This is a genomic window from Candidatus Hydrogenedentota bacterium (genome assembly GCA_019637335.1).
Classification (GTDB): domain Bacteria; phylum Hydrogenedentota; class Hydrogenedentia; order Hydrogenedentales; family JAEUWI01; genus JAEUWI01.
This window is the reverse complement of record JAHBVV010000002.1, coordinates 359,034-384,982: the sequence shown is the minus strand read 5'-3', so window position 1 is coordinate 384,982 and position 25,949 is coordinate 359,034. Positions and strand designations below refer to the sequence as shown.

Sequence of the window (25,949 nt, the reverse complement as noted above, 5' to 3'; positions counted from 1 at the left end):
TCGCGTGTCGCAGGTTTTCCTTGACTTATCGTATCGTATTGGTGTAGAAGGGTTAAGATAAAAAATAGTACGATGGCGGGAATCCGCAATGGCCGGTAATTCTTGTCAGCGCGATTGGGAATGTAAGCGCCGCAACTAAGATACAGTGGGGAGCCATAGCTTCTGGCCAGGTCAGGCGAGCCGGTGCATGTCACGAGGTGGCGATCGGCTCCCGGATGCAACCAGCAGCCGGGTGCACCAGGCAAACAGGGCCGCCCCTGCGAATTGGAAGCTTTTCAAAGGAGATTGTAGCTATGCGAGGATGTCGGGCTGGAGCAATAACGGGATCGGGCCTGGTGCCGGGCTGGCGCGCGCTTCACGCCGTTGTTGCCGGTTGCATTGCCTTCGGGTTGATTGTGCTTGTGTCGGCGGGGCCCGCATACGCCCAGTCGTTTGAGGTGGAGGAGGGCGCGTTGGGCGCCGTGCTGCAGGTGCTGGAAGCGCCGGGCGCGACGGAGCCTCCGGTTATCCACCAGACGGAGGAAGGGTTTATCCGCTTCCTGGGCGCGCCTCCCGGAGGGCGCTTTGTGGCGCGTGACGACGGCGCGAAGTCGGGCGGCCCGGGCGCGGTTGCGGAGGTGTTTATCGAGGATCACGGCGCGGCGTTTGGCCTGTTGAGTTCTTCGACGGCGCTTTCGGTTGGCACGGTGCTGGAGCACCGGGGATCGAGCTTTGTGCGCCTGCAACAGCAGTACGGTTCGGTGCCGGTTTATGGTGCGACGGTAGTGGTCCAGGTGGGTTCCGATCTCGGGATTCGCTCGGTAATGAGCGACGTAATGCGCGACACGCGCGTGCTGGACGCCGGCAACATATCGCTGACGCCGGCGCTGACGGGCCGGCAGGCCGCGGAGGGCGCGGCACGCTTTTTCGCCCTGTCTTCCGGGGCTCATTCCGCCCGCGACTTCCAGCAGATCGGCAGCGCGGAGTTGATGGTGTACCGGCCGGGGGTGGTTGGCCTTCAAGGCCAGACGCAGCTTGTGTGGCGGTTGCGGTTGGTGGCGCGCGGCGCGGAGGCGGCGGACTACGAGGTGCTTGTTGACGCGCACAGCGGCGAGGTGGCGTTTTACTATTCGCGGCTGGAACACGCGCTTGACCGGCAGATATTCAACGCGGATGGCCTGTTCACGAAACCGGCCACACCGGCGCGCGTGGAGGGCGGCGGCGCGACTGGCGTCGCGGATGTCGACGCGGCGTACGAATTTCTGGGCGATACCTATAATTTCTTTCTCAACCAGCACGACTGGGACAGCTTCGATGGCGCGGGCAGCCCGCTGATCGCGACGGTAAACCTGCCGTTCGACAATGCGTGCTGGGGCTGTTCCTTCGAACCGGGGCAGACGGGCGAGGGCGTCGGCGAGATCAACGAGATGTCCTACGGCTCCGGCTGGGTGACCGATGACATCGTGGCGCACGAGCTGACGCACGGCGTTACGCAGTCAACCTCCGACCTGATTTACTTCGGTTTCTCGGGGGCGATCAACGAGTCATTTTCCGACATGTGGGGCGAGTGGGTGGACCAGACGAACGGTAGCGAGAACGACAACGAGTCCACGCGCTGGTATATTGGCGAAGAGCTTTCGCCGGCGATTCTCGCGCGCATCGGGCTTGGGGCGTCGGCGCCGGGCATCCGCAGCATGAAGGACCCGACGGAATTCGGCCACCCGGACCGCCTGGGGAGCCCGCTGCTGTTCAACACGAATTCGTTTATAGACAACGGGGGCGTGCACATCAACAGCGGCATCGGCAACAAGCTGGCGTATTTGCTGACGGATGGCGACACGTTCAACGGTTACACGATTGAGGGCCTCGGTTACGAGGTGGCGGCCGATCTTTTCTTCGGCACGCAGTTTCTCCTGACGCCGGGCGCGGACTACAACGATCTGTTCCTGGCGCTCGGCGCTTCAGCGGTGACGCTGGGGCTGGACTTCGACACGCGCCTGAACATCGTGAACGCGGGGCGCGCGGTGGAGATTGTTCCGGCCTTCATTTTTGAGACCGGCCTGCGCGATTTTCGGGCCACGGCGACGGAGGACTTCTCCGCCAATCCGGTGGTGGCGTTGAGCTGGACCAATCCCGAATCCTCGCTGTACACGGAAGTGGTGCTTCTTCGGAGCCCGACGCGCTTCCCGCAGAGCCTGGACGAGGGCGAAGTGTTGGCGCGGGGCACGCTTGAGCAGTATCTGGACCGGGACGTGGTTGCCGGGGAGACGTACTTCTACAGCGTGATCGCGGACCTGACGACGGGCCTGCCGCAGGTGGCCTCGGCGCTTGCCACGGCGGGCGAAACGGCGAGCGAGGCGCTGACGGAGGTGTTTGGCGCGAATAACCGGACGGGCCGCAATGCCGTCGATCTCGCGTTCAGCCAGCTGGTATTCACGCCGGTCGGGCGCCCCTCGGATGGCGTGGGCAGCTTCAACAACTATGAAGCGACGTTCATCCCCGACGCCTTCGCGCTCCCGGTGGCGCGCGAAGACGCGAACGGCCGCGCGATCGACATATCGACGCCGCAGGATTCCGGAATCGTGATCTCGCTGGGGAACCGCCGGGTGTCGTTCTTTGGCGAGGCGTTCTCTCAACTGTTTGTGGCGTCGAACGGGTACATCGCGTTCCAGCCCATACCCGTGGACGACGTGTTGAACTATCCGAGCCTGGAGTCGCATTTCGCGATACCGCGCATTTCGTACCTGTTTGCGGGATCGGGGATTCTGGGGGATCGCCTGGCGGCGAGCGCCGGCGGCGCGATGTGGTTCCGGGCGCTGGACGACCGGCTGGTCGTCACCCATGAGAACGTGCCGCAGTTCAACGCGCTGTCTCCGTCCACGGTGGGCTCCACCAGCACGGTGCAGGTGGAAATCTGGTATGGCGGCCAGATCCGGATCACGTATCTTGACGCTGTCGCGACGAGCGCGGTCATCGGGCTTTCGGATGGGCGGGGTGTTCCGGTGGATCCGGCGACGCTTTTCCCGGGCGTGGTGAGCGCGGGCGGCCTTTCCGACCTTTCGGAGCTTCCGCCCACCAATTCGCTGTTGCGGATCAACCCGGTAACGCCACCGGTCGTTGCTTCGGGCGAGACGGCCCGCTTCACGGTGGAGTCGGCGGGGCCGGCGGGCGCGGCGGCTCCCGCGCTGCTCTCGGCGACATGGGACGGGCCAGGCGGCGTGCCCTTTGCGGATAACCGCGACGGCACGGGGACGTTCTTCTGGGCGACGGGCGCGGGCGACACCGGGACGTATCGCGTTCGCGTGACGGCGCAGTCCGAGGGCCAGGTGGCGTACCAGGATGTTCTGGTGCAGGTCGGCTTCACGCTGGTGCTGCCACAGGCGGTTGACCTGGCGCTTTCGGCCGGCGAGCTGGGCGAAGATCCGCGCCAGGATCGTGCGGTGCGCGATGAGAGTTCGCTGCGCGCGCAGTACACCTATTTGCATCCGGATGACACGGGGTCCGGACTGTCCTTCTTTGACGAGGGGAATTCAATCCTGTACTGGTACCGCAACAACCAGATTGTGACCAGCCTGACCAACCGCTTCCAGGTATCTCCGCAGGCGACGCGCAGCGGCGACATCTGGTACTTCGGCGTGGTGCCGGTTTCGGTGGGCGGGATATCGGGCCCGATTGCGTTCTCGCCGCGGGTCACGGTTAACGGCATTCCGGAGATCGTCGCTGTTACGCCGGCCCTGGGCGGCGTGTTGGGCGGCGATCTGGTGCGCATTACGGGATCGCGGCTCTCCGCGCCGATTTCGGTGACGTTTGGCGGCGTGAAGGCCACCAGCATCCGGTCGATCAGCGCCGGCGAACTGGAAGTGCGCACGCCCATGCACGCGCCGGGTTTGGTGAATGTCGTGGTGACCACGGTCAATGGCGCGGGAATTCTCCAGAACGCCTACACCTACCTGGGCGAAGGCGCGGGGATTCAGGTAACGGACGTCAACAACGATGGCAAGATCAACGCGCTTGATGTGCAGATCGTGGTGAACGCCGTGTTGCAGTTGCAGGCGAAGACGGCCGATATCAATCCCGACGCGAACCGGGACGGCCAGGTGAATTCGTCGGATATCCAGCTGGTGGTTAACCGCGCGTTGCACCGCTAGACCGCCAGCCCGTACACTATAAACGTTACAGCCGCCGTGTGGCCCCGTTCACGCGGCGGTTGTTTTTAGACGGCGGGCCCGCGGGCGCCGGGCTCCCGCGGAAGGAAGAACGAGAAAGCGCATGGGATTTCTGTGCCTTATAGCCGCGATGAGCGGACTGTTATCCGTGGCGGGCCAGATCGCCTACGTGGACACGGGTGCGGGCGATGGCGGCGCGGTTTTCGTGCTGGACCTGGAACGCGGAGAGACGCTGCAGGTGGGTCCGGGGCGGGAGGATGGCGCGCCGCGTTGGTCGCCCGATGGCGCGTGGCTGCTGTTTGAAACCGCGGGCCGGGACGGAGGGCGCGGCACGTGGCTGGTTCGCCACGATGGCCGTGGCGGGCGGCTTCATGGCGGCGATGGGGTCTGGGACACGGCGCCGGCCTGGTCCACGGATGGCCGGCGAATTGTGTTCTGCCGCGCGGCTGCTCGTGGCGCGGCAAGCACACTGGTGGTGGCGGACCTGGAGAGCGGCGCGGAGACTATATGGGGCGGATCGCAGCCGGGCTTGCTGGCGCCGCGCTGGCTTCCCCATACGAAGCTTTTACTGCACCTCGTTCCGGACCAGGTTCTCGATGCGCCGGGTGTGAATATGGGGCGGCTTCTGACCGAAGCCCGTATGACGCGGGAGGAGCTCGGCGCGCAGACGCTGCCCGAAGCCCTGATCGCGGTTCAGGCCCTGCCGGGCATGCCGGGGCGCGGGCCCTGGCTTGGCACGCGGATCGTGCTCGTTACGCACAGTGAGGTGCTTCCGATTATGCCGCTGGCGGACCCCGCGCGGGCGGAGATCGGCGCCGCGGTCTGGGGGGTGACCCCGGATTGGACGGACGCGGAAATCGTGGCGACACCGGGCGGCGGCTTTGGGGCCTACCGTTTTGAGGACCCGGGCGACACGGAAAGCTTTGCGTTTGAATCGGACGAAGGGGGCGACCGTGAGGTCTTTGTGATGGGGCGGCGCGGCATTGTGAATGTCACCAATCATCGCGCGGCCGATTGGAATCCGGTCTGGTCGCCCGAGGGGAAGCTGCTTGCCTTTGAATCGTTTCGGGGCGGAAACCGGGGCGTCTACACGGTGTTCACGGACACCGCCTACGTTCGCCACGTGGCGGGCGGTCGGGAATTCGCTTGCTGGTCACCGGCCTGGTCCCCGGATGGCCGATATCTGGTCTATGTTTCGGATGAATCGGGCGCGGCCGAACTGCACGCCGCCGAAATCGAAGATGCAGACCGCCGCGCGCTGACGGCCGCCGGCGGCGGAAAGGAGGCGCCCGCGTGGCGGCCCAGAACTCGTTAGCGGGAAGAGGGGTATGGGGCGCGGTGATCGGCACGATCCTGTTGGCGGTCGCCGGGACAGCCGCCGCCTCCAGCGTGCTGCTCTGGCCGGTGGCGGGGCGTCCCGCGGTTGCGTCGCCCGGCGGCACGATCCACATTGCGCTTCGCGAGGAAGGCGCGATCGGCCTGTCGCGCGGCGGGGAGCCGTATTCGCTGGCGCTCGCGCTTGATCCGTCACCCGCGGGCCTGGAGGGCCGGGCCACGCTGCCGGAATCGCTCCCGCCGGGCGCGTATGATGTGCTTGTCGATTCAGCGTCCGGTGCGGAACTTCACCGCAACGTGGTTTACGTTTTGCCCGAGGCTCCGGTGTCGTACACCCTGGCGATTGTGCGGGGTACCGCGCTCCTGGAACCTGGCCCCGAAGGCGCATCGATCGCGGAGGGGGTAGCGGCCCGAATATCGGCGGCTTCCCTCGTGTTCGCTGTCGGGCCTTTTTCCCGCGAGGGCGCGCCGGTGGACTACGCCGCGATCCGGCCGGCGCTGGAAGGCGCATCGATCCCGGTGTATCTCTGCCCGGACATTTCGGATCTGCGATCGGGATCCTGGCCGGAATCGCTGGGCGCGCCGGTGTATGGCGTCACGTTCGGGGAGGATGGCTATCTCGTGCTGGGGCCGGGGTTCGCCGCGCAGCAGGCGCGTTCGAGCCGCTGGATAGGCCCCGCGCACCGTGCGCGGCGCGCCCTTCGCGCGAGCCGCTGGAGCACCGGCATCGTGACGCGCTATGGGATCGACTGGGATGTTCGCGCCCAGCTGGCGCTTTTCAACGATGACCCACTGGACTACCTGGTGGCGATGTCGGTTCCGCCGGAAACCGGGGACACGGCGCCCTGGGGCCGCACGCGTATCGTTCCACCGGCGGTCATTCCCCGGGGGGCGGTCATTCTCCTGGACGTGGGCCCGGTCTCTATCCGGCTTCAGCAACCCTCCCCCGCTTCACCAACTCCTCCCCCCGCCGAAGCGCCCTGATCCCGTTTGTGGCTGTTCACGATTCGCGCGCCCCGGCTGGCTGGATGTAAATACCTGTAAATCCGTGCTTTACCCGGAATCGCGGGAAAGACCGTATCCCTATAGACAGCGGCACATGTGGGCCGCACCGGGGAATACGACACACGGAGAGGGCAGGGATGGCGCGATGGACGGATTGGTTCGGCAAGAAAGGCAGGCGGGGTGTGCGTCCGGCTCCGAAGCCGCCGGCGGGGACCTTTAAGACGGCGAGCCGGACGGCGGATCTCGGCGGCGGGGCCGGCATTCTCGGGGACTTTGTGGGGCTGCCCAACGAGACGCCCTTCGAGATGCTCCGCGTGTACCGTTTCCTCCGCGACGCAATCCCGGATATTTCCGACGCGGTGTGGACGTGGAAGCGCCTGTGCGACACGGGCTACGACGTCGAATTCAAGGAGACGAGCTCCGAGGTTGCGCGGGCGCGGGCCGAGCGGCTGATCGCGGCGCTGAACCGGCGGGTGAATTCCGGGGATAGGGGGATGGACGGGCTGCTGGATATCTTCTACACCTCGCTGTTCACGTATGGCGCGGCGGCGGTGGAGATCGTGCTGTCGCAGAACCGGGAATCGATCTGGGATGTCGTGCCGGTGGACGTGTGGACCGTGCGATTCAAGCGGGAGGGCGGGGCGCTCCAGGCATACCAGGTGTTGGGCGGCGAGGCGATCCCACTTCCGATGGAGCGGTTTGTGTACGTGGGGATGGACCGGGAGGGCACGAATCCGTATGGGCGGTCGATGCTGCGATCGATCCCGTTTGTCGTGAAGATCCAGCAGCGGCTGCTTGAGGATATGGCGAAGGCGACGCACAACGCGGGATGGAGCAAGCTCCACGTGCAGTATGCGGGGGAAGAGAGGGCCCGGGGCGAAAACGCGGACGCCTACCAGGAGCGCATGCACGCCAACCTGTCGGCGCTGCGCGACCAGCTGGCCGGGCTGGAGGCGGACCAGAACGTGGTGACGTATGACAACGTGAAGATCGCGCTGCTCCGGGGCGACCAGCAGGCGCAGGTGTTCTACGACAACCACAAGGCGGTCGAGGAGCAGGTCATCACGGGGATGCACCTGATGCCGATCCTGCTGGGGCGCAACTACGGCACGACGGAGACCTACGGCACGGCGCAGTTCGAAATCATCAACCGCCAGGTTGAGGGCGTGAACCGGAGCGTGCGCTGCCTGCTGGAGCGTGTGTATAACTTCGAGCTGGCGCTGATGTGGGGCGAGGCCGAGGCGAAGGTCCGGATGCGGGGCAACCGCACCGTGGATGTGTACCGGGAAGCGCAGGCGCGGGAGAAGGAGATCGGGAACGTGCTCCGGCTACGTGAGGCGGGGGTGATCGACGATGCGGGGGTGAAGGCGGCGTTGGGTAGTTGACAGTTGACAGTTGACAGTTGACAGTTGACAGTTGACAGTTGACAGTTGACAGTTGACATTGTGCGCCACAGTAGTTATGGGTATTTAAGGAGCGGCGAACGGTTGGGATCTGGTTTGTTGGGGGCGTGGTTCGTGGGGGGCTGGTTCCTGATCGGATTGGGGCGGTTGCGGCTTGGAAAGGAGGCTGGTTTGGAATTGGAACCTTTTGTGTTTCGGCAGGCGGGGCGTCTGGTGGCGATGCGGTCGGCGTTGGGGGAGGATGTGGCGGCGGATCGCGCGGACGCGGTGAACCGCTACGCGTTGCGGGAGCTGGATCCGTCGGAGTACGCGGTGTTTACGCTGGATCTCTGCAATAACCAGGTGGACCGGCATTTCAGCCGTTTTCCGGAGGAGGAACTCGCGCGGATCAACGAGCTGGTTCCGGGGCGTCCGCTGATGGAGCGGCACGACCTTCGCGGCAGCCTTCCGCGCGGTCGCTTCTTTCGTTCCTCGCTGCACCGCGAAGGCGACGTGGTGTCGGTGCGGCCGGAGGTGTACGTGCTGCGCACGGCGGAGAACGCGGACTTTATTCTGAACATCGAGGGCGGGGTCTACCGGGAGACGTCGATCGGGTTCTCGTTCCGGCTGCCGGCGTGTTCGGTGTGCGGGAAGGACCTGCGCACGTGCGAGCACGTTCCCGGGCGAGCGTATGGCGGGGAGACTTGCCATTTCATCATGCGGGGCGTGATTGAAGTGGCGGAGGGGTCGGTGGTTTCGGCGGGTTCCCAGGGGACGGGGTTCGTGCGCGGGGACGGCGCCGGTCTGGCGCGATCACGCGGTTTCGAAGGTGCGGGGGCGGCGTTTGAGAAGGGCGGGGCCGGCCTCTGGGCGCGGGAGTAGGGTATTGGCCGCCACCGGCCGGCCGGATCCGGCGCGGCGCAAGGGGAGTGTTTCATGGAAAAGTCGATTTGCGGGTGCCCGTACGAGCCCGTGCACGCATTGCACATGTCGAACGTTCGGGAGGATCTGCGCGATGTGCGCGAGCGCGTGGCGCGGCTTGAAGGTACGCTGGCGCGCGGGGTGATGCTGCTGGTGGCGAACCTGATCGCGGTGTCGATCACGCTCGCCCAGCAGCTTATGGCGCAGTAACGAGGGAAAGGAAGCGGAATGCTGTATCGATTGACGGCGGAAACGCTGGCGGACAACCCGCTGCGCTTTGATGGGGACGGGCGGCGCTTTGTCCTCCACCGGCACCGGGACGGCGATGGGGCCCATCTTGATCTGCGGCTCGAGCAGGACGGCTACCTGATGGGGTATCGCATCGAGGGCGCGACGCTGGGTCCGGAGTCGTGGGCCACGGCGAAGGCGCCGCACCCGCTGCACTGGCTGGACCAGGATGGCGAGGCGGTCCGGGAGGACGGGGGAACGTATTTCTGGGAGCGCGGGGATCCGTCCACCGGGGTGCTGGTCCTTTGCGGAGCGCGCGAGACCGTGCGGGTGCGGGTGGAGCCGGTCGGGGGTCTGTCCGCGGGGGTGATCGCGGGCATTCGGGCTGCGGCGGAGGCGCTGGGGGCCTCGCTGGGGGAAATTCCGGCGCTCGCGCGGGACGGCGCGACGGCGCGGGCGCGGGCCATCGCGCGATTCTGTGGCCTGGGCCGTGAACTGGACGGGGACGCGTTTGACGCCGCGCTGTGGCGCCGTACGCTTGCCGGGGAGCCGCTCGGGGTGATCCAGCAGTACCTGCATACGCTGGAGGTGCGTTTTGACCGGAAGTATCCGCCGCGTGCGGTGTCGATTCCGGCGCCGCTGGGCGATTGGGAGGCGCGGGGCGATGTGGGGCGTGCGATGGGGATTTTGAAGGGTGAAGGGTGAAGAGTGAAGAGTGAAGAGTGAAGAGTGAAGAGTGAAGGGTGAAGGGTGAAGGGTGAAGGGTGAAGGGTGAAGGGTGAAGGGTGGTTGAGGAGATTGCTTTGGGGCGTGGGGCTTCGGGGCGTATGTAACAGGAGGGTATAGCGATGGCTTTTGGGGATATTGGCGGTGCGGTGACGGAGTTGATTATCACGTGCCGCACGCCGGCGGAGGGCGCGGTTGCGATTGCGAAGGGGGACGCGGTGAAACTGACGGGCGCGTACACGGTAACGAACGCGACGGATGCGGAGGATGCGGTGTTTGGCCAGGCGCTTGCGGCGGCGGACGCGAATGACGCGGCGATCCCGGTGAAGGTCCGGGGCATCGGCGTCTTCACGTACACGGGGACGGCGCCGTCGGTGGATGGCGCGCAGGGGATCGTGGCGTCGGCGACGGATGGCGCGGTGAAGGCGCCGGCGTCGGGCAATGGCCGGGGGGTCAACGTGAAGGTGGACGCGGCGGCGTCGGCGGTTCACGTGCTGTTGTAGGGAGCGGGCGCGCGCGTCCGGGGGCGGAAGGCTATATGGGGCGGGCCGCCCCCGGCGCGCCGCCATGCCCGTGGGGGTAGAATCCGCGGGGATCCTCACCTCTTGTGCGGGGGTGGCGCGTGAAGTCTGATCCAGATTCGATCCGCCCGATCCAAATCCGTTTCGAAGTTACAGGGGAATATCGTGCCGCGGCCATACCGGCGCGGCTTGACCGACTATAAGGACACAACGATGGCGTATCAGGACACGCAGATGAAGGAGCAGGTCCGGTTTCTGGCGCAGGATCCGGAGGCCTTGCGGGAGACGCGGGGCCAGGGGCTGTATGAGACGTTGAACAATCTGGGGCTGACGCACCAGCACTATTTCCGTGCGCTGGACACGACCATGCAGGATTACTGCGCGCAGGAGTTCGGGATCGACGTGAACCGGATCACGGTGGACCGGTTTTTTCAGTCGGATCCGAACGCGAAGTGGCTGTTTCCGGATATTGTCCGGGAGGCGGTCGTCTCGGGGATGCAGCGGAAGCCGGTGTACCCCGAGCTGATCATGCACGACGAGCGGGTGGAGGGGACGGCCTACGACGTGCCTTACGTGCTCGAGAACGAGGAGGACGAGGAGCTGCGGAGCGTCGCCGAGGGCGCGGCGATTCCGGAGTCGGAGATCAACTACGGCGATCGTATCGTGCGCCTCGACAAGAAGGGGCGCGGGGTGCTGGCGTCCTACGAGGCGGTGCGCCGCATGAGCGTGGACATGCTCCGGGCGCACCTGCGGCGGATCGGCGAGCGGCTGGGCCGTAGCCTGGACGCGCGCGTGGCCTCGGTGCTTGCGTATGGCGACAACTCGGGGGGCGCGACGGCGCCGGTGGGGCTGAACACGGCGGCGGCAGGTACGTGGACCTATGCGGACCTGGTCACGGCGTTCATGAAGCTGAGCCAGGAGCACTACTTCACGCCGACCCACATGCTGGCCGACAGCGCGACGGCGCAGTCCATCCTGAATCTGCCGGAGATTTCGGACAGCAACCTGTTTGACTTCGCGAAGACGGGCAAACTGCCGACGCCGCTGGGGGTGCAACTTGTTCCGATGGCGGATCAGCCGGAGGACACGCTTACGCTGCTTGACGCGGGGTTTGCGGTGCAGAAGTTGACCGAGCAGGAGCTGCTGGTGGAGTCGGACAAGCTGATCAGCCAGCAGTGGGATCGCACCTACCTCACGGTGGTGACGGATTTCGCGATCACGTACGAGAAGGCGCGCGTTGTGATGACGAGCGCCTGGAGCTGAGCCGAGGGGTGAAGGGTGAAGGGTGAATGGTGAATGGTGAATGGTGAATGGTGAAGGGTGAAGGGTGAAGGGTGAAGGGTGAAGGGTGAAGGTGCGGCACGTCCGCCGCAGGCGGAAAGGGTGAAGGTGCGGCACGTCCGCCGCAGGCGGAAAGGGTGAAGGTGCGGCACGTCCGCCGCAGACGGAAAGAGTGAAGAGTGACGGGTTGTTCCGCTGAGCGGAACGGTACGCATTCCCACGGAGGACCGTGGGAACGAGTTCGGTGGGTGAAGGGGGAAACCGCGGGGAGGTGTTGCGCCTCCCCGCGGTAGTTTCGCGAGCAATGGGCAGGACTGGCGGACTTTTGAAAGGAGGGCGGGCGGATGGCGGAATTTGCGACGGAAGCGGGGGTTCGGCTGCATGTGCAGGCGGATGACGAGTCGGTGGCGAGCGGGGCGTTGATTGCTGCCTGCATCGCGGAGGCGCACGAGCGGGTGCTGGCGGCGCTGCGCGCGGATGTGGACGAGGAGAGCCCGCCCGGCGCGCTGATTCAGGGGGAGACGCTGATCGCATCGGCGGTGCTGCTTCGCGCGCTGGCTTCGCGGGAGGCTGTGGAGCAGGTCACGGTGCAGATCGGCGGGCAGCGCGTGGATATCGGGCAGAAATTCGCATCGTTGATGAGCATTGCGCGGCGCTTTGAACGGGAAGCGGACTTGTTGCTCGGTCCATTCGTCCGGCGGGCGGTCGCGGCCAGCCCGGTGCTGCTGACGCGGACGACGCCGGTGCTGGGCCGCTGAGGGCGGCGGACTCGGGCGAGACCTTAACGAAAGGAGGGTGCGGTGTCCATCAGCGTGGGCGGCTACGTGTTCAACCCGCGGACGACCGTGGTGCGGGAGCAGTATGAAGTGGTGGGCGGCAAGCAGACACGGGCGATCCGCATTACGGGCCTGTTGCGCGGCGCGGCGGACGAAGCGTCGCTGATCGCCGCGCTGGACGCGGTCACGGAAGCGGTGTCGATGGATGCGCCGGTCCTGGTTTCGCTGCGCCCGGGGCGCCAGATCGCGGCGCGGCGGGAGGGCCTTGTCCGGGAGATCAACGGGCGTGCGCTCACCGGCCAATTCGTCGTTGATTTGCGGGCGGAGAGCGCGTGGGAGGAATCCGAGGCGATTGAAACGCTCCCGTGGGTTATCGGGCAATCGGGCGAAGTGTTGGGAGTCTCCAACACCGGCAACGCGCCAACGGATCCGGTCATCACGCTGGCGGCCGACGACTTTCTGATCACGCCCGGCGTGGGCGATGGGACGCGGATGATCGTGTATGAAGGAGAAGTGGCGGGCGGATCGACGCTTGTTATCGATGCGGTCAAGCGCGAGGTTCGCCTGGACGGGGTGGAGGTTACGGGGTATACCTCCGGCGAATTCCCGCGGCTCGCGCCCGGCGAAACGGAGCTGGTGTTCACCGACGATATTATGAGCAGCCACCAGGCCACGGGAAGCGTGGCGTGGCGGCCGCGGTGGTGGTAGCCATGAACTACGAGGTTGAGGTGTTTGACCGGGCCGGGGTCCGGACCGCGCGCCTCGGGGAAGTTCCCCTGCTGGATATCGTGCGCGAAGGGCCGGACGGGCGGGATCGCATTGTGGGCCTGTTGCCCGTGAACGCGGGGCGCTTCGGCGTGGGCTATACGGTTCGGGTTCGCCTGGAGGGCGCGCTCGCCGCCACGGGCACGGTGACCCGATCCCGGCCCGCGTGGGGCGAAGCGCGGCGGCTGATCCTGGATCGCTATGTGAACTTTCACGAGTTGCTGGCTTTCGAGGCGGAGCATGACGCGGGCGCGGGGAACCGGCGGGTGTCGCGGAGCTTCCAGAACGAGCGCGCCGACGCGATGGTTCGCGCGGCGATCAACAGCGCGCTCGGAAATGTGCATTACACGGTGGGCCACACGGCCTACCCGGACGGCGCGGAGCGGGAGTACGCAAAGTTCCTCGTACGGCAGGCGGAAACCGACGCTCTTGCGGTGGGCGGCATTGACAGCGGGCAGTGGGTTGACGCCGCGCGTATCGACATGTCGGGCGCCTACGCGAAGGACGGCGACACGATTGCGGGGCTCGCCGTGGACGGCGAAGCGTGGCCGGACTTGCGGCTGATGCTGATCGACTGCGAAGAGACGAGCCTGAACAGCCACGCGATCAAGCGCCACCCGGAGATCGCGGGCTGGAGCGAGGCGCAATACAACGCGAGCCCCTACAAGCGCCGCGCGGACGCGGCCAAAGTCCGATTGCAGCAGTACCTCGATACCAACGGCATCGCTTTTATCGAACTGAACCCGCACCGTGACCCCAGCGGGGCCTTCGACGATCGGGTGGACGTGTTCGGGCGCTACCTGGGGCTGGTGTATGGCGGCGGCGAATGTTTTAACGCGGGGCTGGTCGAGGAGGGGCACGCGGACGTCTACCTGTACGACGAGGGACGCTACCACGTGCCGGAGATGGCGCTGAAGGACTTTTTTTCGTACACCGGCCCGAATACGGATTCGGTTGCGCCGTGCGACGTGGTGGTGGGCGCGTTCGAGGCGCGCGGCGGCGTGCTGGAAGTGCTCACGGCGCTGGCCGCGCTGGGTGGCGGCTATGTATTCCACGTGGACCAGGATCTGGCGGTGCATTTCCGGCGCGGGGACGCCGTGGATCGCGTGGTTGTCTTCGATCCGGTGGAGACCGCCGTGGAGCTCGGGCGGGACAAACGTGGGCTGGTGAACCTGCTGCGGATCCAGGGCGATCCGCTGTTCGGGGGGGTCGACGGCTACTTCGCCGAGGGCGACAGCATCGATCGCTTTGGGACGGCGTATCGGGACTTTCCGTACTACGCACTGAGCCAGGCTTCGGACGCGGCGCAACTCTCGTCGGGGCTGCTACAGGATCTGGCGTGGCCGCGGGTCTTGGGGCGCGCCATCTTCCACCGGGGCGTGACGGACATCACACCGGGGATGCTGCTGGAGTTTCGGGGCGAGGCGATTGCGGAACTGGACGCCGATCTGGCGGGCCGCTGGGGCGAAACGCTCCAGGAGCGGCTGGTGGGGCGGGTGCGCCGGGTGGCGCACCGGCTCGCGGGGGAACGGATGACCAGCCGGCTTGATCTCACCTCGCCGTACCGGTCGGTCAGCAGCCCGCTGTCGTTCATCACGCGGAGCCAGGACAGTCTGGCGGCGTTCTTCCAGTTCCGGCTGGACGACGGATCGATCGGGCTGGACACGGGATTTCATCTGGACTGAAGGGAGCGAATTATGGCGATTCAGGGACAGGCCTACAACAAGACGAGCTGGGCGTTCGAGGAGCGCCCGGTCTCCAGCGCGAAGTTGAATCAGTGGGATGATCGCATCGAGGGCGCGCTCGAAGTCGCGTTCCACCTCTTAAACCTGGCGTGGGGCGGCGGCAGCGGCGTGCTCCGGGGCGCGCCCGCGGGGGAACTCGCCGTCACGGCCACGGCGCCCGCGAGCCTGCGGGTGGCCGTGGGGCCGGGCTACGCTTTCGTGGACGGGTATCCGTACCGGCTCGCGGCGGGAATTGAGACAGCGGCAATCGCGCCGCCGGTTTCGGAGGAGCGCATCGACCTGGTGCAGGCGGATCTGGCGACCTGGGGCGTAACGGTGAAGGCCGGCGCGGAGTCGGCCACGCCCGAGGCCCCGGTGCCCGACAGCGGTTCCATCGCGCTTGCGGCGCTGGTGTTGCGCCCGGGCATGGGGTCGATTACGAACGCGGACGACAGCGTCAACGGCTATATCGTGGACGCGCGGGATTTTCTGTAGCGTCCTGGAGGCGCGCAAAGGCGCGAAGACGAAGGCAGCGGACGAAGGGAGGGCGATGGCATGCACGGTATTTTTTGCGAGTTGGGGAGCGACAGCGGCGCGGTGGTTGCGGGTGCGGTGCTCGGCGCGATCTGGACCGGATTTCGATCGGCGGATGCGTATGCACGGCTGCGCCGGCGCCGGTTCGGCGGGGCGCTGCTTGCGCTGGAGCGCGGCGTGGAGCAGACGTACCAGACCTACGTGAAAGCGATTAAGGCGTCGCGCGCGGACGGGCGCCTCACGGAATCCGAGAAGGCCCGGGCGCGTTCGATGGCGCGGGCCCGCGGGGCAGCCGCGGCGAAGGACGCCGGAATCGATCTTCTGCGGACGATCGGGTCGGAGTACGTGGATCTCTGGATCGCGCGGATCGTTGCGCGGCGCAAGCGGCGGCGGGGCGAACGCCGCCGCGGAGCTTTGGATTAGCCGCCGAGGTGGGTGTTCAGGAAGTCGATGGTGAGTTCGGCCAGTTTCTTTCCGTCCACTTCGGCGTCCCAGGCGCCGTGTTCGGCCCCCGCGATGGGATAGTAGGCGTACGGGATGTTGTTCTCGATGCATTTGTCGCGGATCTCGATTGCCGGGCCGAGCGAGAGGCCGACCGTGAAATCGAGGCTGCCGTGGACAATCATGATCGGCGGGTCGCTGGAGTCGAAGGCGTTGATCACGGGCGCGGCGCTGCCCCAGAGGTCGATAATGGCGGCGGGCCGCGTGCTTACGCCGGGGTTGTTCTCCTCGGGCACGGGAAAGCCCGGCCCATCACTGGAGAAGAGGTTGTCTCCGGTGAGGCCGGCGGCCAGGGCGGCAAAGGCGCCGGCGGAAGTGCCGAGAATTGCGATTCGACCCGGATCCACGCGCAGCGATCGGGCGTTGGCGCGGATGTAGCGCATGGCGGTTTTGGCGTCCACGAAGGCGGCGTGCAGGGCCTCGCGCAGGTCGAGCGCCGCGAAGATGGGGGAGTCGGCATCGGGCGACCAATCATCCGGGGCGGGCGGATTGTCGCCCTTGAGCCGGTAGTCGGTCAGGAAGCACGCGTACCCGGCGAGGGCCAGGGCGTCGGCGAGTCTTACGAGCTCTTCCTCTTCCTTCGAGCCCCGTTCGAAGCGCCCCCCGTGGATCATAAGCACGGCGGGGCGGCTGTCCGCCGTACTGTCCATCTCGATGAGATCGTAAAGAAGATCCTTCTGCTGGAAGGCGCCGGTGCTGCTCGCGGCGACATACCCCGTACCGTAGACCAGGTTTTGCACGCGCGACACGCCGGGCGAGAGGGGCGGGCAGCCGCACAGGGAGAGGGTCAGGGCGGCGGCTATTACGACGGCGGCATATTTTGCATAACGCATGAACGGGACTCCTTCACTGGATTCCAGTATACGCCACGGGGATCGCCCGGGCCAAAACCGGGGCATGGGAAATTGCGAAGGGAGGGGGCTACATCGTGGATCTGCCTACGCTGGAGGCGCTGGTGCGCCATGGCATCGCGGCGGATGAGGCACGGTGCTGGCTGAACCTGCAGGATCGCGCGCTGTTCGTGGAGCATTTGTTTCGGGAGCGCGGCGGACGGCCCTGGCGGGTTCGGGAGTACCAGCGGGGGTCGCTGAATTCGCGCGCGCCGCGGAAAGTGCACTGTGACGGGCGCGACGTGGGCAAGACGACGGAGATCGAGGCGATCGCCTGCTGGGCGATGGTGGCGTGCCCCGAAACGGAGATGCTTATCGCGACGCAGACGGAGAACCAGCTGTTTCCGCTGATGAGCCGGATTGCGCGGCGCTTCGAGAGTACGCCCGAGTTTGCGCCCTCCCTCGTGGAAATGCGGCGGACGCCCTCCTGGCACTTCCGGTTCCGCAACGGCTTCGTTTTGTGGGGGCGCATCGCGGGGCCGCGCGGGACCAACTTCCAGGGCATGCACGTGGACTGGCAGATCGTGGACGAAGCGCAGGAGATGACGGACACGTCGTGGAGCGAGCTGTACCAGGCGCTGAACGGGGGCGGGCGGCGCTGGGTCTACGGCGTGCCCAACGGGCTGCGGAACACCTTCTACCGCATGACCCAGATGCCCGACGCGGAGCAGTACAACTGGCCGAGCAGCCTCAATCCGTCGTTCGATTCGGCGAAGGACGAGGAACTGGCCCAGCTTTACGGCGGTCGGGAGACGCCCGGCTATATTCACCGGGTGCTGGGCCAACACGGCGCGCCGTCGCACGCGGTGTTCTCGTTGGATGAGTTCTTGTCGTGCGTGGATGCGGGGATCGTGTTCGACGAAATCGTGCTGCGGGCGGGCGATCGTTTCGAAGCGCCGCGCGCGATGCCGCCCGGCGACTATTACCTGGGTTGCGATTTGGGCTACGCGCGTGACCCCTCGGAATTCGTCGTGTACCGTAACGCGCCGCCGCACCTTATCAACGTGATGCGCGTGCGGCTGGAGGGGGTAAACTACGCGCGGCAGCAGCAGGTCATCGAGGAACTCGACGCGGCCTGCGGCTTCCGGGGCATCGGCATCGACGCCGGGAACAGCGGGCGCGCGGTCGCCCACCAGCTGATGAGCCTCGGGGAGCGCTGGTGCGAAAAGGTCCGCGCCTACGAATTTGGCGGGAGCCTGGATATCCAGCCGCTTCCCGACGGACGCCTCGCGCGGCGGCGCGTGAAGGAATTCATGACGGAACTCCTGCAGCGCCGGATTCACGAGGGGACGATCCGCTTCCCGCCCCTGCCCGACCGGGAGTCCCAGTACGCCTCGCACACCTACGCCGTCGGGTCGCTGGGCCAGATCGTGTACGAAAAAGGCAACGATCACATCATCGACGCGGACCGGTGCGCCGTGTTGCGCTGCTACCAGGACTCGCTCGAAGAGACGCTCCCCGCCGGGATGGGCATTGGGGTACTGGGCTTTTGAGTCGGGCGGTCTCGGGCGTTCGTTTACAGCAGAACGTTTCTTGCGCGGCCAGGGATGTCTGCGTCCCGGGGCGCCGCGCCTTGCTGGAGCGCCGGCATCTCTGCCGGCATGGGCGGCTTCGCCGCCGTGGACAGCCGGGACGGCTATCCTACATTTGCGCCTTTCGGCGCTGAACACAGGCGAGACGCCTGTGCCACTTTCCTTTCGAGGTGGTTTTTGGTGGGGGCAGGGGAACTTTTAGAGGTGGGCTCACTTTGCCGCGGGCAGGCCGAAGGTCCGCCGCGGCGGAAATGTCCGCGATCCTTTGTCGCGCTTTCTCTTCTATTCCGATCTTTATACCAATACGCGTACACAGTTGTACAGCATACCAAGGATGCATTATGCTTCGTCGTAGACGCGGACTTCGTAGACCCGCGCCTCCGGGACGCCATTGGTTGCGAGGACGGTGAGGCGGAGCCGGTCGGCGGCGGTGCGCGGCAGATCGTGCACCCGCCGGCGCTGATAGTTGTCGCGCTCCTCGTGCAGGGCCGTCCAGACGCCCGCGATGCGCGCTTCGATACGGTAATCGCGCACGCACTCGGGGTAGCGGAAGAAGGGCGCGCGGTTTCGGCGGTTCATGTTGGTGTCGAAGGTTATTTCGGCGCGATTGAAGCGGATCTCGCGATCCCAGGCGAGTTCCAGCGATTGCGGCAGCGACCGATCCGGGCTGGAGCGCCACAGGTTGGTCCATTGGTCGGGCCGGTTGCTTCCCCGGACGGCGTTCTGGCCCGCGAAGGGGTGGATCTCCGGGGCAACCCGCATGCAGAAGCTCTTGCCTTCGCGGAAGGGGCGCCAGTAGACCTCTCCGGGCAGTTCGGCGGGGGCCACGCCCACCGGACAGCGGTCGCGCAGGTTGGCGTCGTTTTCCTGGAACATTTTCCAGAAGACGCCCGGGTGTGCGGTGGTGTGGAGGTAGTAAAGGCGCCCGGGATCGACGTCCACGTTCAAATCGAAATGCACCCACCCTTCGTGGTCCGGGGGAATACTGGCGGTCGCCGCCGTCAGGTCGTCCACGCCCCGGAAATCCCATACGTGGTCGGCGCGCCGCAGGGCGACCGTCATTTCGGCGGGATCAAGCAGGGCAGAGCGCAGGAGGAGTGAAACGCGATCGACGCGATTGGCCGATACCGGGAAGATCTGCGCTTTCGGCAGCGCCATCTCCAGCTCCGAAGTGGGCGCGGGGAATTCGAGCGCGGCCTCGCTGGTGGCCGAGACCGTGGCCTGGCGCGCGAGATCGGCGGGGTCCTCGTTCGCCACGCCGGGGATGTAGCCATCCTGGCGCAGGATGCGCTGCTGGCACTCGCGTGCGTGGTCGCGCGCGATTTCCCGGGGCGTCTTGCCGTGCTGAACGCACAGCGCGGCGGCGGTTCCGGCGGCCTGGCCCGCGACCGCGCCGGTGCACAGGACCCGGGAGGAGGAGAAAGCGACGTAGGAGCAGCTGATGGGGCGGCCCGCCATCATGAGGTTCGGGATGTTGCGGGAGTAGAGCGCGCGCAGCGGGATGCCGTAGCAGCGCGTGCTCTTGGCGTCCCAGTTTTCGTCCGCGTAGTGGCTCTTGTAAGGCGTGTCGGAGCGGTCGAGAATGCCGTGGGTGTGGATGTCGATAAACCAGACGCCGAAGGCCACGTTGTCGTCGAGGAGGGGCGGATCCTGCGTGTGCTGCTGGGTGAGAATGAAGTCGCCGAGGATGCGGCGGCACTCGCGCTTGTAGGGCCAGGTGGCCACGAATTCGAGGCCATAGTTTTCCGCGCCGTGATCCCCGCCGTTCTTGATGTGGTCCCAGACACCGAGGAGGTGGCGCATGGCCTCGTGGATAATCGCGTTGTTGTCCTTGATCGGGTGGTAGGGCGGGCCGACCTCCAGCCACCAGTACCCGCCCTCGATGTGGCTGTGGTTGCGCCCCCGGAATTCCTCCTCCCCGCCGAATTGCACGGCCCAGTCCGGGCGCTTGAAGGGCACGGGCGCGCCTGTGTCCACGGCGCGGAAGAAGAGCGTGCTGCCCATGATCTGCTCGTCCGGCTGATCGGGCGCCAGGGGCTCGTTGTGGGCGTCGCGGGCCTCGCGTCCCCAGCGGTATTCCGCGCCCGCGCGGTGGGCGAGGACGCCGTCTCCCGTGGTGTCGATGAAGATCCGGGCGCCCAGGAGGTACTCCCGCTCCGAGCCGAGCTGGATGCAGTAGATGGACTCGATGGCGCCGTTCTTCATGACCGCACGGTGCATGTGCGTGTTCAGGAAGAGCGTGATATTGGGTTCGCGCAGGACCCACTCGTACAGCACGAGGTCCCAGTGGCAGTTCATGAGCCCCTCGCGGTAGGGGATGTGGTTGCGGACGCGCTCCTCGACATGGATCTCGTCGAAAATGCCGCATTCCTTGATCCAGACCTGGTGCGCCGTGGCGTTTTCCGGGTAGAGGCGGACTTCGCTGGAGGAATTGCCGCCGAGCATGGATCGCTCGTGGACCAGGGCGACACGGGCCCCGTTTCGGGCGGCGGCAACGGCGGCGCAGAAGCCGGCGATACCGCCGCCGGCCACGACGATGTCGAATTGCTCCTGGATGACGCCATCGCCCATGAGGCGCGGGTCGAAGGGCGCGGGCGCATGGCCACCGGAAGGCGTGACTGGCGCCTCCGGGGCATCCGTCCGGGGCGCGGCCTCGGCGCGGGCCTGGTTCCACGGCAGGAGGCTTCCGCCGAGCGCGGCGCCGAGGTATTGAAAGAATTGGCGTCGTTTCCAGAACATTCGGGGTCCTTTCGGGTGGCGCGCGCGGCGGTTGGGCTATTGTTCCGGCGTGCTGTAATCAATCAGGCGCATTTCCACGTTCGCCGGATCCAGGCGGACCTCGACATTCGGGGCGAGGAAGCCGTCGAGGGTCAGCGGATCGGTCTCGTGGAGGGTATAGGGCTCGCTTTCGCGAATATAGTAGAGCCGATAGACCCCGCGCTCGACCTGGAAAGACGCCTGGCCGCCCGGCGGAATGGTGATGTCCCGGCCGAGCTTGTCCTGGCGGAGCCCGGCCTGGATCGTGGCGTTGCCTGGGTTGAGAAGCCGCACCTCGTGCCGTCCGTCACGCAGCGAGCGCGTGAAGGGGGGCAGATTCGCGCGCGGCTGGTAGCTGCTCGACGCGGCGCGCGCATCGCCCGCGATAGCGATTTGCGGTCCAGGCGCGGGGCCGCTGGTCGTGGCGGGCGGCTGCGCGGGTGGAGCGGCGGATTCGGGCACGCCGGGGCGGGGTGTGTTGTCGATGCCGCGCGGCTGGCCCGTGGACGCGGCGACCGCGCGCTCCAGGGGGATGAAGACCCCCGGCGCGATCTCCGCGACGGCTTCGCCGCCGGTGTCGGGTGGAGCGACGGGAGTCCGGGGCGGCGCGTTGTTTCGTGACACGTACTGCCCGCCCAGGCCACTCTTGGTCCTGAGCACGCCGGAATCGAAGCGGGCCGTGAAATGGTTTCCTTCCCCATCGGTCCACCGATAGATCTCGGTCGCCTCGCCATCGCCGCCGATGCGCACGGGCGCGATAGCGGTCAATGCTCGCGCCTCGGCCAGGGAGAGACCGCGGACGAACTGTGCGTGGAGTTCGGGTGTCAGGCGGGAGGGAGGGATCGAAGCGCCAGCTGCCCCTGCGCCCTCGTGTATGGCGGACGCGGATGCCGCGTCGTGCGCCGGAGCCGAATGGGACGCGCGTTGATCCGTCGCCTGGCGGTACGCCGGTTCGCCCTCCCCCTGGGGGCTCGCGCTGGACCCCGTCCGCGCCTCGGGGCCGCAACCAGACAGCGCGCCACTGGCGACGAGCGCCAGGAGCCCGATCTGCACGATTCGCGCGGTTTGCATGGTGGTGGGTGTCCGATGGATGCATGTTGGCTGCACTGCAGCCAGTATCGGCGCCGTGCGGCGCGAATGCAAGCACCCGCACTACTCAAGACGCGCTTGAATTTGCCTCCAGGCTACGCCGATATATGTAGCGCGTGAGGAACGCGAGCGGGACCCACACCGGGATCCAGACGAGAACCCAGATCGCGATGAACCACACGCCCTGGGCGAAGCCGACCAGGTTGCGTAGCGCGTCGGTAAAGGTCGCGCTGGTGCTGAAAGCGGCGGCGGGCGTGATGGGGCCGGCGGTGGGGGTTGCGGACAGCGTCACGCGGACGGTGGCATAGCCGATCTGGTTGCCCAGATCGTTGATGCGGCCCTGGAGCGTCTCAACCTCGCCGCGGACGCGATCGATCTCCTTTTCCACGGTCAGTATGGCTTCCATCGGACCCGATTGCTCCAAGTGGGCCAACAGCCGGGCTTCGGTCTTTTCCAGGTTGCGCAGGCGCGACTGCATGTCCACAAATTGCAGGGTTACATCCTGGGTCGTCATGCTGCGTTGAAATACCTTGCCGAGCGCCTCGATGCGCTTCATGGCCTCGTCGAGTTGCTGCGCGGGGATGCGCAAGGTCAGTCTGATAACGGTCCGTTCCACCGAGTTCGAATCTTCGTCTAGCGCGGAAAGGTAGCCGCCCATTTCGGTGGTCAGCGATTGCAGCGCCGCGCTCTGCGCGCGGACATCGTCCGCCTGGAGGTGAATATCCACCGTCTTAACCAGATGCGGCTGCACCGGCGTCGCCCCCTGGAGTATGGATGCCGCAGCGGCGGCGGGAAGCGCGGGAACGGGCAGGACGGAGGCGGAAGCGGCTGGCTCCGCCCTGGCCACGTGCTTCAAGGAATCGTTGAAACCCATATTCTGCGGCAGCGCATGTTCGGGGCTTACATAGCGCCTGGACAGTGGAGCCACCTCTGCGGGGGCGGCGCTTTTGTCCTGCTCAACGTACCGCGCCGCTTGAGAGCAGCCCGTTGTGAGGGCCGCCGTACCGACGAGCCCCGCAGCGAGTACAAATGCCGAATAACACCGATGACTGGTTTGCGCCAACATGCTTGAATCCCTCTCTGGTTGATTCATTGCTGCCGCACCGCCTTCGTGAGCCGTGCGCCCCGCGTCTTTGCTCGTACACTTCATACTATAACGATTTCCGGGCTTCGTCCAGTGAAAAAAAGTTTCCCCCCCGCATGCTCAGCGCCTGGCGCCGGATCGCAGGCATGGCGTAGATCGCGCCGGTTGCATCGCGCCGGGCTTCGCAGTATCGTATCCGGCAGGAGGTTCGGGATGAAATCGATATCGAGGCGCGGTACGGGCGCCGGGCATGGCTGCGTCGTGCGGGTCATGGGCCTGGTGTTCATGCTGATCGGGAGCGGCGTGGCCATTGGCCTCAGCGGCCTGCCGCTCTACAACTGGTACGGGGCGCAGGACTGGCCGGCGGTTCCGTGCACGGTGGTCAGCAGCGAGGTGCGGACCCACAGTTCGTCCGACGGGACCACGTACAGCATCGCCATCCACTACGCGTACACGTGGGAGGGGCGGCAGTACGAGAGCGACCAGTACAACTTCTTCGGGGGTTCGTCGTCCGGCTACAACAGCAAGCAGGCCGTGGTGGACGCGTACCCCGCCGGTGCAATGCGCGAGTGCTTCGTCAATCCCGAGAATCCTGGCGAGGCCGTGCTGGCGCGCGGCTTCAGTTTCACGTATCTCATTGGCAGTTTCGGCCTGATCTTTGTGCTGGTGGGCGCGTTCATGCTTTTCGGCAGGCTCGGGAGCCCCCGGGAGCGGGGCATTTCTTCGTCGGGCATGCGCTCGGCCGGCACGGTTTCGGAGGCGATCCCGGCGCCCGCGCTGGACGCCGGTCGGATCACCCTCAAGGGCGGAAACAACAGCCTCATTGGATTCGTTTTTCTATTGATTTTCGCGGTCATCTGGAACGGGATTACGTACATCGCGTTGTGGAATACCCTGGGCCAGGGCGACGGCGGCTTCGACATGGTGGCCACGCTCTTCCTCATCCCGTTCGTCCTCATCGGGCTGGCGCTGCTGGGCGGCGTGCTCTACTTCCTCCTGACGCTCTTTAATCCCCGGCCCGACCTGACGCTCTCGCCCGGCTATCTGCCGCTCGGCGGGACCGCGACGATTGGCTGGGCCTTCCGGGGCAACGCCAGCCGGATCTGCAAGCTCACCATCACGCTTCAGGGGCAGGAGGCGGCCACATATCGCCGGGGCACCTCCAGCACAACGGATCGCAGCATTTTCGAGAAGATCGTGATCGTGGAAACCGAGGTTGCCGCCGAGATCCGGCAGGGCGAAGTCGCCGTGACCGTACCCGAGTTCACGGCGCCCACCTTCAACGCGCCGAACAACAAGATCCAGTGGCAGGTGAAGGTGCACGGCGATATTCGGCGCTGGCCCGATGTAAACGAAGAGTTCGAACTGGTGGTGTCGCCGCTGCCGGCGGACCCCGCGCTGCGGCCCGTGCCCGCCGAATTCCGCCAGGTTTAGACTGCGCCAGGGCCGGCGCTTATTGCGCGGGGCTTCGCCCGGCGGCAGGGCCGCTTAGGCGGATGGGCAGGAGACAGGATTTGAGACCGTTAACCCGAGAGCGGGCCGAGAGGTCTTCCGCGCGCATACTGCGTTTCGCGGGGGGCGTCTTCGTGCTTGTGGGCGGCGGCTTCTTCACCGCCTTCAGCGCCCTGCCACTGCTCGAATGGCGCGCGGCGCAGGATTGGCCCGCCGCGCCCTGCACCATCCTCGAAAGCCAGGTGCTCACGCATACCGGCGATGATGGGATCCGCTACAGTACGGAAATCCGCTATGCGTATACCTGGAACGAGACGCGCTACGAGAGCGGCCTATACAACTTCTTCGACATCGCCTCCGGGGGGCTTGAGGCCGGGGAGGCCCGTGTAGCGCGGTTCCCCGCCGGCGAAACCCGCGAATGCTACGTTAACCCGAACAACCCCGGCGAAGCCGTGCTGGACCGCTCATTCAGCAACGTTTACCTCATCGGCTGCTTCGGACTGATTTTCGTCCTTTTCGGCCTGTTTCTCTTTTTCTATTGTGCCCGCGATATCCGGCAGCAGGGCCGGGGCGGGGCCGCCGCGCCAGCGCCCCGGGCGGCCGCGATACCCCGCGGGCGGGAGCAGCCCGAGCTGGCGTCGGATACCGGCGCCATCCTGCTATCGGGGGGCAAGAACAGTATCCTCGGCCCTGCGGTCTTACTCGCCGCCGCGCTCGTCTGGAACGGCGTGATCTTGGCCGCCATGTTCCAGAACATAAACATTGAGGAGGATGGCAGCATCCAACTGGTGTCACTGCTCTTCCTCATCCCGTTCGTTTTTGTTGGGCTCGCGCTTATCGGCGGCGCCGGATACTTTCTGTTCAAGCTCTTCAACCCGCGTCCCGATCTCACGCTCCGTCCGGGCCACGTGGCGCTCGGCGGTTCCACGCTGCTCGGATGGTCCTTTCGCGGCAATGCCGGGCGCATCCGGAAGCTTTCGATCACCCTGCTCGGGCTGGAAGTGGCTACGTACCGGCGCGGCACAACAACGGCCACCGAAAGAAGCACATTTGTGTCGATAGCGCTCCTGGAGGCGACGGAACCACGCGAAATCCGCGAGGGTGAGGTGGCGCTTGCCGTTCCAGAGTTCGCCGCGCCCACATTGGCGGGCGCGAACAACAAGATCCAATGGCAGTTAAGGGTCCGCGGGGAGATCGCCCGCTGGCCGGATGTGCGTGAAGAATTCGACTTCGTGGTATCGCCTTTACCCATCGCCAGCCCGATCCGGCTGGCGCCTGAGTTCCGTCTGCCGGAATAGGAG

Annotated in this window: 21 protein-coding genes; 17 read left to right on the top strand and 4 right to left on the bottom strand. The window is 66.2% G+C overall.

Annotated elements, in window-relative coordinates:
• The first annotated feature begins 293 nt into the window (after positions 1 to 293).
• The 14 genes from KF886_05060 (at position 294) to KF886_04995 (ending at position 15,766) form a co-directional block, all read left to right on the top strand.
• Positions 294 to 4,127 (top strand): M4 family metallopeptidase, encoded by a 3,834-nt coding sequence (locus tag KF886_05060; protein ID MBX3176707.1) that lies wholly within the window; start codon positions 294 to 296, stop codon positions 4,125 to 4,127.
• Between the two features lie 121 nt (positions 4,128 to 4,248).
• Positions 4,249 to 5,460, top strand: coding sequence for a PD40 domain-containing protein (locus KF886_05055; protein ID MBX3176706.1), 1,212 nt, complete (start codon positions 4,249 to 4,251; stop codon positions 5,458 to 5,460).
• Positions 5,439 to 6,464 carry a hypothetical protein gene (locus KF886_05050; GenBank protein ID MBX3176705.1) on the top strand — a complete coding sequence of 342 codons (1,026 nt, stop codon included), beginning with the start codon at positions 5,439 to 5,441 and terminating at the stop codon, positions 6,462 to 6,464. Before KF886_05055 ends, KF886_05050 begins: the two co-directional genes overlap by 22 nt.
• Before the next feature lie 158 nt (positions 6,465 to 6,622).
• A complete protein-coding gene (locus KF886_05045; GenBank protein ID MBX3176704.1) occupies positions 6,623 to 7,870 on the top strand; it encodes a hypothetical protein in 1,248 nt (415 codons plus the stop codon).
• A 189-nt stretch (positions 7,871 to 8,059) separates the two neighbouring features.
• Entirely contained in the window at positions 8,060 to 8,749 is a 690-nt protein-coding gene (locus KF886_05040; protein ID MBX3176703.1) for a hypothetical protein, read from the top strand.
• 54 nt (positions 8,750 to 8,803) lie between these two features.
• Positions 8,804 to 8,998 carry a hypothetical protein gene (locus tag KF886_05035; protein MBX3176702.1) on the top strand — a complete coding sequence of 65 codons (195 nt, stop codon included), beginning with the start codon at positions 8,804 to 8,806 and terminating at the stop codon, positions 8,996 to 8,998.
• A gap of 18 nt (positions 8,999 to 9,016) precedes the next feature.
• The gene (locus KF886_05030; protein MBX3176701.1) at positions 9,017 to 9,721 is read left to right on the top strand and encodes a hypothetical protein; all 705 of its coding nucleotides are present in this window, start codon (positions 9,017 to 9,019) and stop codon (positions 9,719 to 9,721) included.
• A 143-nt stretch (positions 9,722 to 9,864) separates the two neighbouring features.
• Positions 9,865 to 10,245 (top strand): hypothetical protein, encoded by a 381-nt coding sequence (locus KF886_05025; protein ID MBX3176700.1) that lies wholly within the window; start codon positions 9,865 to 9,867, stop codon positions 10,243 to 10,245.
• Between the two features lie 231 nt (positions 10,246 to 10,476).
• A complete protein-coding gene (locus KF886_05020; GenBank protein ID MBX3176699.1) occupies positions 10,477 to 11,526 on the top strand; it encodes a hypothetical protein in 1,050 nt (349 codons plus the stop codon).
• Positions 11,527 to 11,888: 362 nt separating this feature from the next.
• Positions 11,889 to 12,302, top strand: coding sequence for a hypothetical protein (locus KF886_05015; GenBank protein MBX3176698.1), 414 nt, complete (start codon positions 11,889 to 11,891; stop codon positions 12,300 to 12,302).
• Between the two features lie 42 nt (positions 12,303 to 12,344).
• Positions 12,345 to 13,028, top strand: coding sequence for a phage tail family protein (locus tag KF886_05010; protein ID MBX3176697.1), 684 nt, complete (start codon positions 12,345 to 12,347; stop codon positions 13,026 to 13,028).
• 2 nt (positions 13,029 to 13,030) lie between these two features.
• On the top strand, positions 13,031 to 14,770 hold the full coding sequence (locus KF886_05005) for a hypothetical protein (protein ID MBX3176696.1): 1,740 nt from the start codon (positions 13,031 to 13,033) through the stop codon (positions 14,768 to 14,770).
• Positions 14,771 to 14,782: 12 nt separating this feature from the next.
• Positions 14,783 to 15,304 carry a hypothetical protein gene (locus KF886_05000; protein MBX3176695.1) on the top strand — a complete coding sequence of 174 codons (522 nt, stop codon included), beginning with the start codon at positions 14,783 to 14,785 and terminating at the stop codon, positions 15,302 to 15,304.
• 60 nt (positions 15,305 to 15,364) lie between these two features.
• Entirely contained in the window at positions 15,365 to 15,766 is a 402-nt protein-coding gene (locus KF886_04995; protein ID MBX3176694.1) for a hypothetical protein, read from the top strand.
• Here the strand turns inward: KF886_04995 and KF886_04990 are convergent.
• Positions 15,763 to 16,677 (bottom strand): alpha/beta fold hydrolase, encoded by a 915-nt coding sequence (locus tag KF886_04990; protein ID MBX3176693.1) that lies wholly within the window; start codon positions 16,675 to 16,677, stop codon positions 15,763 to 15,765. The genes KF886_04995 and KF886_04990 overlap by 4 nt on opposite strands.
• Before the next feature lie 95 nt (positions 16,678 to 16,772).
• On the opposite strand from KF886_04990, the gene KF886_04985 reads away from it, so the two are divergent.
• On the top strand, positions 16,773 to 18,227 hold the full coding sequence (locus KF886_04985) for a hypothetical protein (GenBank protein MBX3176692.1): 1,455 nt from the start codon (positions 16,773 to 16,775) through the stop codon (positions 18,225 to 18,227).
• A gap of 378 nt (positions 18,228 to 18,605) precedes the next feature.
• Here the strand turns inward: KF886_04985 and KF886_04980 are convergent, their stop codons facing one another.
• From KF886_04980 to KF886_04970, 3 genes are all read right to left on the bottom strand, one after another.
• Entirely contained in the window at positions 18,606 to 21,005 is a 2,400-nt protein-coding gene (locus KF886_04980; GenBank protein ID MBX3176691.1) for an FAD-dependent oxidoreductase, read from the bottom strand.
• A gap of 36 nt (positions 21,006 to 21,041) precedes the next feature.
• The gene (locus KF886_04975) at positions 21,042 to 22,094 is read right to left on the bottom strand and encodes a hypothetical protein (GenBank protein MBX3176690.1); all 1,053 of its coding nucleotides are present in this window, start codon (positions 22,092 to 22,094) and stop codon (positions 21,042 to 21,044) included.
• Between the two features lie 85 nt (positions 22,095 to 22,179).
• Positions 22,180 to 22,986 carry a DUF4349 domain-containing protein gene (locus KF886_04970; protein ID MBX3176689.1) on the bottom strand — a complete coding sequence of 269 codons (807 nt, stop codon included), beginning with the start codon at positions 22,984 to 22,986 and terminating at the stop codon, positions 22,180 to 22,182.
• Between the two features lie 423 nt (positions 22,987 to 23,409).
• On the opposite strand from KF886_04970, the gene KF886_04965 reads away from it, so the two are divergent.
• Positions 23,410 to 24,630 carry a DUF3592 domain-containing protein gene (locus KF886_04965; GenBank protein ID MBX3176688.1) on the top strand — a complete coding sequence of 407 codons (1,221 nt, stop codon included), beginning with the start codon at positions 23,410 to 23,412 and terminating at the stop codon, positions 24,628 to 24,630.
• Positions 24,631 to 24,710: 80 nt separating this feature from the next.
• Positions 24,711 to 25,946: a DUF3592 domain-containing protein gene (locus KF886_04960; protein MBX3176687.1), complete on the top strand. Its 1,236-nt coding sequence runs from the start codon at positions 24,711 to 24,713 to the stop codon at positions 25,944 to 25,946.
• Positions 25,947 to 25,949 lie beyond the last annotated feature (3 nt).

Excerpts from the sequence above, each read along its gene's own strand:
- KF886_05015 (MBX3176698.1), top strand. The coding sequence starts at position 11,889 with ATGGCGGAATTTGCGACGGAAGCGGGGGTTCGGCTGCATGTGCAGGCG.
- KF886_05055 (MBX3176706.1), top strand. The coding sequence starts at position 4,249 with ATGGGATTTCTGTGCCTTATAGCCGCGATGAGCGGACTGTTATCCGTG.
- KF886_05020 (MBX3176699.1), top strand. The coding sequence starts at position 10,477 with ATGGCGTATCAGGACACGCAGATGAAGGAGCAGGTCCGGTTTCTGGCG.
- KF886_05005 (MBX3176696.1), top strand. The coding sequence starts at position 13,031 with ATGAACTACGAGGTTGAGGTGTTTGACCGGGCCGGGGTCCGGACCGCG.
- KF886_04980 (MBX3176691.1), bottom strand. The coding sequence starts at position 21,005 with ATGTTCTGGAAACGACGCCAATTCTTTCAATACCTCGGCGCCGCGCTC.
- KF886_05045 (MBX3176704.1), top strand. The coding sequence starts at position 6,623 with ATGGCGCGATGGACGGATTGGTTCGGCAAGAAAGGCAGGCGGGGTGTG.
- KF886_04995 (MBX3176694.1), top strand. The coding sequence starts at position 15,365 with ATGCACGGTATTTTTTGCGAGTTGGGGAGCGACAGCGGCGCGGTGGTT.
- KF886_05060 (MBX3176707.1), top strand. The coding sequence starts at position 294 with ATGCGAGGATGTCGGGCTGGAGCAATAACGGGATCGGGCCTGGTGCCG.
- KF886_05035 (MBX3176702.1), top strand. The coding sequence starts at position 8,804 with ATGGAAAAGTCGATTTGCGGGTGCCCGTACGAGCCCGTGCACGCATTG.
- KF886_04975 (MBX3176690.1), bottom strand. The coding sequence starts at position 22,094 with ATGCAAACCGCGCGAATCGTGCAGATCGGGCTCCTGGCGCTCGTCGCC.
- KF886_04965 (MBX3176688.1), top strand. The coding sequence starts at position 23,410 with ATGAAATCGATATCGAGGCGCGGTACGGGCGCCGGGCATGGCTGCGTC.
- KF886_04970 (MBX3176689.1), bottom strand. The coding sequence starts at position 22,986 with ATGGGTTTCAACGATTCCTTGAAGCACGTGGCCAGGGCGGAGCCAGCC.
- KF886_05030 (MBX3176701.1), top strand. The coding sequence starts at position 9,017 with ATGCTGTATCGATTGACGGCGGAAACGCTGGCGGACAACCCGCTGCGC.
- KF886_05025 (MBX3176700.1), top strand. The coding sequence starts at position 9,865 with ATGGCTTTTGGGGATATTGGCGGTGCGGTGACGGAGTTGATTATCACG.
- KF886_04990 (MBX3176693.1), bottom strand. The coding sequence starts at position 16,677 with ATGCGTTATGCAAAATATGCCGCCGTCGTAATAGCCGCCGCCCTGACC.
- KF886_05000 (MBX3176695.1), top strand. The coding sequence starts at position 14,783 with ATGGCGATTCAGGGACAGGCCTACAACAAGACGAGCTGGGCGTTCGAG.